Source organism: Acinetobacter sp. LipI_15 (assembly GCF_058242865.1).
The window spans coordinates 1-4,395 of the sequence record NZ_JBZAYN010000005.1; the positions used below are offsets into that span (position 1 = coordinate 1).

General features: G+C 36.9%; 3 protein-coding genes. 1 reads left to right on the forward strand and 2 read right to left on the reverse strand.

Annotation, left to right across the window (positions count from 1 at the left end):
* Positions 1 to 1,317 precede the first annotated feature (1,317 nt).
* Positions 1,318 to 2,271 (forward strand): replication initiation protein, encoded by a 954-nt coding sequence (locus AC4CU0_RS16050; protein ID WP_179991697.1) that lies wholly within the window; start codon positions 1,318 to 1,320, stop codon positions 2,269 to 2,271.
* Between the two features lie 3 nt (positions 2,272 to 2,274).
* On the opposite strand, the gene AC4CU0_RS16055 is transcribed toward AC4CU0_RS16050, so the two are convergent.
* A complete protein-coding gene (locus tag AC4CU0_RS16055; RefSeq protein WP_179991696.1) occupies positions 2,275 to 2,481 on the reverse strand; it encodes a hypothetical protein in 207 nt (68 codons plus the stop codon).
* A 14-nt stretch (positions 2,482 to 2,495) separates the two neighbouring features.
* Complete coding sequence (locus AC4CU0_RS16060) at positions 2,496 to 3,518, reverse strand: hypothetical protein (RefSeq protein WP_247166083.1); 1,023 nt, start codon at positions 3,516 to 3,518, stop codon at positions 2,496 to 2,498.
* Positions 3,519 to 4,395: the final 877 nt, after the last annotated feature.

Consider the following 4,395-nt stretch of genomic DNA (forward strand, 5'->3'; position numbering starts at 1 on the left):
TGGAAGCACTGACAGACAAAAGAGCATTGGCGTTCAATTGCTAAGATCGTTAGAAATAACTTGGGAATCTCCATGCTTAGACATTGAGTTGTCACGGCAAGGCATGGAGAGGGAGAGAGGATGAGTAGGTCGTATAAGTTATGAAAATAACGAAGTCGATGCTGTATTAAACATTGCGAACTCACCAGTGGCGTGGCTGCTAAGGGTGGTAAAGGGAGTAGTGTTGTCGAAAATCCGAGTCGGTTTTATGTTGTTATCTAAAAAAGCGAAACATAGCTAAAAATGGTTTGGTCGCCATTGTTTGTTCTGATAGGTCGGGATTGGTCTCCCGATCTAAGTCAGGACTAAGCAAACGTTAATGAAAGAAAAGAAAATACGGCAGCATAGTCTTGTGTACTGCATGATTTTTTTCATAGTTTCAATTCTAACTAATTGAATATTTAACTAATTTAGAAAAATTAGCGGGAGTCCTCGTTAAGATGAGTTTTTTCCATTCTTTAGTATAAAGAACGACGTATTGTGATAATGACTTGGGTATTTGCCTACCCATGTTCTACTCGACAAACAACGTGAACTCTACGAAAGTGAGATATGACTCCCTCGGTTGCGGCAAAACAACTAAACGAGGTGAGTTCCTAAATCTCTCTATTTTGCTTTCTAAGGCACTTTAATTTACTTCATGTAGGTAATATCAAAAAAACACCTAAAGTAGCTAAAAACCCTTATTTTTTGCATTTAAACGGTATATTTAACGAGTGTCTACGAGTGACACAAAGAAAAGTTGAGCCTCGACCCTCTGAAAAACTGCTTTAAAAAAATAAAAAAGACAAAAGGAATTAAATCAAATGCTGGTATTTGCACCTAGACCGAGCGAAGCGAGCAAAAAAGCTCTATGAGCGAAGCGAATTCATAGCCGCTTTTGCTTTTTTGAATCCTCGAAAGCAGTCACCAAAAAACAGCCCCCAAGACCGAGTGAAACGAGGTCAAAATGCCACGAGCGAAGCGAGTGCCATAGGGCTGTTTTTCACTCCCCTGCTCCTTTTTATTCTTTTAAGAAGCTTTTAAATACTTTTAGCCCCCCCTCAAAGCCACGTGTAACATGGCTTTCAAACTTTAAAAAAGTACAAACGCCAAGTATTAAAGTACAAACGCCAAGTTAAACACTGTTTAAAAAGTACAAACGCCAAGTTTAAAAAGTACAAACGCCAAGTATTAAAGTACAAACCTATGTATGTACTTTAATTTGTAAAAAAGTATTGACTCAAACAATGTACTTAGTATAAAAACAAACCGATTTATTATTTTTGAGCTGTTTATATGGCTGTAGATCTAAAGAAACATTATCCGAAAGATTGGGTTGTCTTACAAAACCGAGTTGCTGAATGCTTTCGTGGAATGAGCCTTGATGAAAAACGTCTTTTTATCATGTCTACGCCGCTTGCTAGAACAACACAAATATCAAGTAATGAACCTATTTTTATCTCATCTCATGAATTTTCACGTGAGTGTAATGTCGATCTTTCAACCGCATACACAGCACTAGAAACAGCGTCAGAGCGTCTTTTTACCCGATTTTTCGGATATACAGCACAAAATGGGGATCGGGTGAAAATAAGATGGTTGAACAAGGTTGTTTATAAAGTAGGGCAAGGGGGTTCAGAACTCTACTTTACTGATGAAGTCCTTCTTCTTCTTAGGGAGTTTGATGCTTTAAATCCTTATACAAAATATAAAAAAGAGGTTGTATTACGGCTCCGGAAAGACTACTCACTAGACATCTATCACTTAGCTAAGAAACATCAGGTGATGGGCGGTTTTCAAATCAGCCTTAATGATCTTTTTGAACAGCTTGGCTTACCTGAGTCGTATCAAGATTTAAGTAATTTAAAAAAAAGGGTAATTAAACCCTCATTAGATGAAATTAATCAAAATACGGATATTAACCTCAGCTATGAGAATATAAAGCAGGGGCGTTCTGTAGTCGGCTTTAAGTTCACTGTAAAAGAGAAACCAAAACCTAAAACTCTAACGACACAAGCTCGGGACCCGAACACAATAGATATGTTCTGCGATTTAACAGATGCTCAAATCAGCAAATATAGTGCTATTTTAAGTCGTGTAAGTGACATATCTGACCTTTCTACATTCCCGACATACGATGCTTTTACTCTGTTTATTGCCGGTATTTTGAGAGACCCAAAATCAGTACGTGAAGAAACTGCAAAACGGATATTTACAGCATTGCGTAAACATACTGATTTCAAAGGGTAATACCTATTTTCTTTCAAAAAAATAGGTGATCAAAGCAAGTATTCCCAAGGCTTTTGAGATTATTAAATAATCATCACTAGGTACAATATCGACATAGTGAAATGCTGTTAGCATCAACCAAAAGCCTAGGAAAAAAAATATAAACTTAGACTTAAATAAATGAGGGAGTTTTTTAAATATTTCAGCAGTTTTTAAGGTTGCAATATTCATATTAAGTCCTGTTATTAAACCAAATATTTGTTAAATAGTTCGGTGTAAGTGTCTTGATTTACATCGTCTTTATTCAAATTGATTTGAACACTCTCATAAATCCTTCTTAAGAAAACATACTGAATAAAATCATCTGCATAATTCTTAATTCGGGGCAGGTAATTCAGCTCTAAAGGAATGTAGTAGTCCATTTTTCTAAAGTTTTTCCCTGTTTTTTTGAAGTGATAACTGACCGCATCAACAAACAATCGTCCGATCTGGTGCCGATTCCCTTTGAAGACTCCGTAAAATTTCAGATCATCATAAAATGACTGCAACTTAGACATGCCAACGCTTTTGTCATTATTTGAAATAAGTGTATTTATAATTTCAACATAGCTTTTTTTAATCAGCTGCACGCTAGGCTCATCAAATCGCCAAGTCCATGTATAGTTTTTTGCACTTTTCTCCGTATCAGGATAATTCTTTGATTTCTTTTTTGAGTGTGAAAGGCGCACCAGTTCAACATTTTTCCCATTTCCAAACGCAACTTTTAAAAAGGGCTTTTGTAAAACAAATTTGAATTTTTCATGGTCATTAAAATATGTCTGAATCAATGAAATTTGTTCTTGTTCTTCTTCTCGATTCCACGTTGTTTCAACTTCTGATATTCGCTGTTTGACTATTTTCTTTAATTGCCCCTCGCTTTTAAGAGTGTTGTATTCATTGCTTTTTGGAGTTGTCACAAACAGCCAAAATTCCCATATATCTTGGTCATAACGCTTTTGAATAATTAAATCCGCAATAGGCTCATTTTTTTTATTTAAACGATAAGTCCTTTGTCGTGGGCTTAAATCTAAAGAATATTTTTGGCTGAGTTTTTTTATGAGTTTTTGGATTTTATCTGCAAACATCGTGTTATCAGATTCAATAGTAAAGTGACTATAGAAATACGCACCGTTTGCAACTTTATCTACAATTTTTTGCGCTGTATAACGACTGTTCGGGCTGTAATGAATCATTTTATTGTTACCAAGCAATATTTGTTCAATTGTCATCAAACAATATTCTAAAAAGTCCTATGTAATCAAGCAATATTTATTCTAACTAAAAGCTATATTTTATAATGCTTTCAACGATTTTGATTTTTTACCAATGCCAAAGGCATTGGTCGGACTTAATTGACACAATTTGTCATCGTGCAATCAAGTGGTTCCTAGGTGACGGAATTTACATCTGTTTTTGCTTGGTTTATAGTCGCAATATTCATTGACTTAAAGCAGTCTGACCAACTGCCTGACCATTTTCGTTTTAGCGATTTTGAGCAGGCAACAGCCTGCTTAAAGCCATGTTTTTTTAGATAGCGCACAATTCAGAACTAGCCATTTTGAGTTGACCGATTGAGCGTACTACTGGAGAAATCCCGTTCGGTACGATCTGATGGGCGCTAGGGAGTTGTAATACTCCTTTTCGATCCAATCCGTTGTAAACGGGGTTGGGCGACAAGGACACGGGAGCCTATAAACAATCGAATGATTGTGAAGTGGTCGTGAGGTTAGATATAGCCTGACTAGATACAATTTTTTTTGTATTGAAACCCTGTTTTAACGATTACCGTGAGACCCTGACAGGATGTTAAGGGTCACTAATAACGGCAATGTGTTGCGGCAAATGCACTCTAAGAGGGAAGCGCAGCTCATTGGCACAACTGATGGCGTTTGAGGTAACAGCAATGTTACAGGCTAGCTGAGGAGAAATCTGGAAGCAGCGGCACCACTGAGTGAGATCATCTCAAGCAAAGTGGGTCAACGGATAGCTTAAACAGTATACATCCGGAAGCATAAACCGGAGACACGTGTAGATTAAGAGCCATACGCTCAGATTTTGTCTCAAAGTCATATCCACCAAATCTAAGGAACCGCGTGGTGGGGAAAA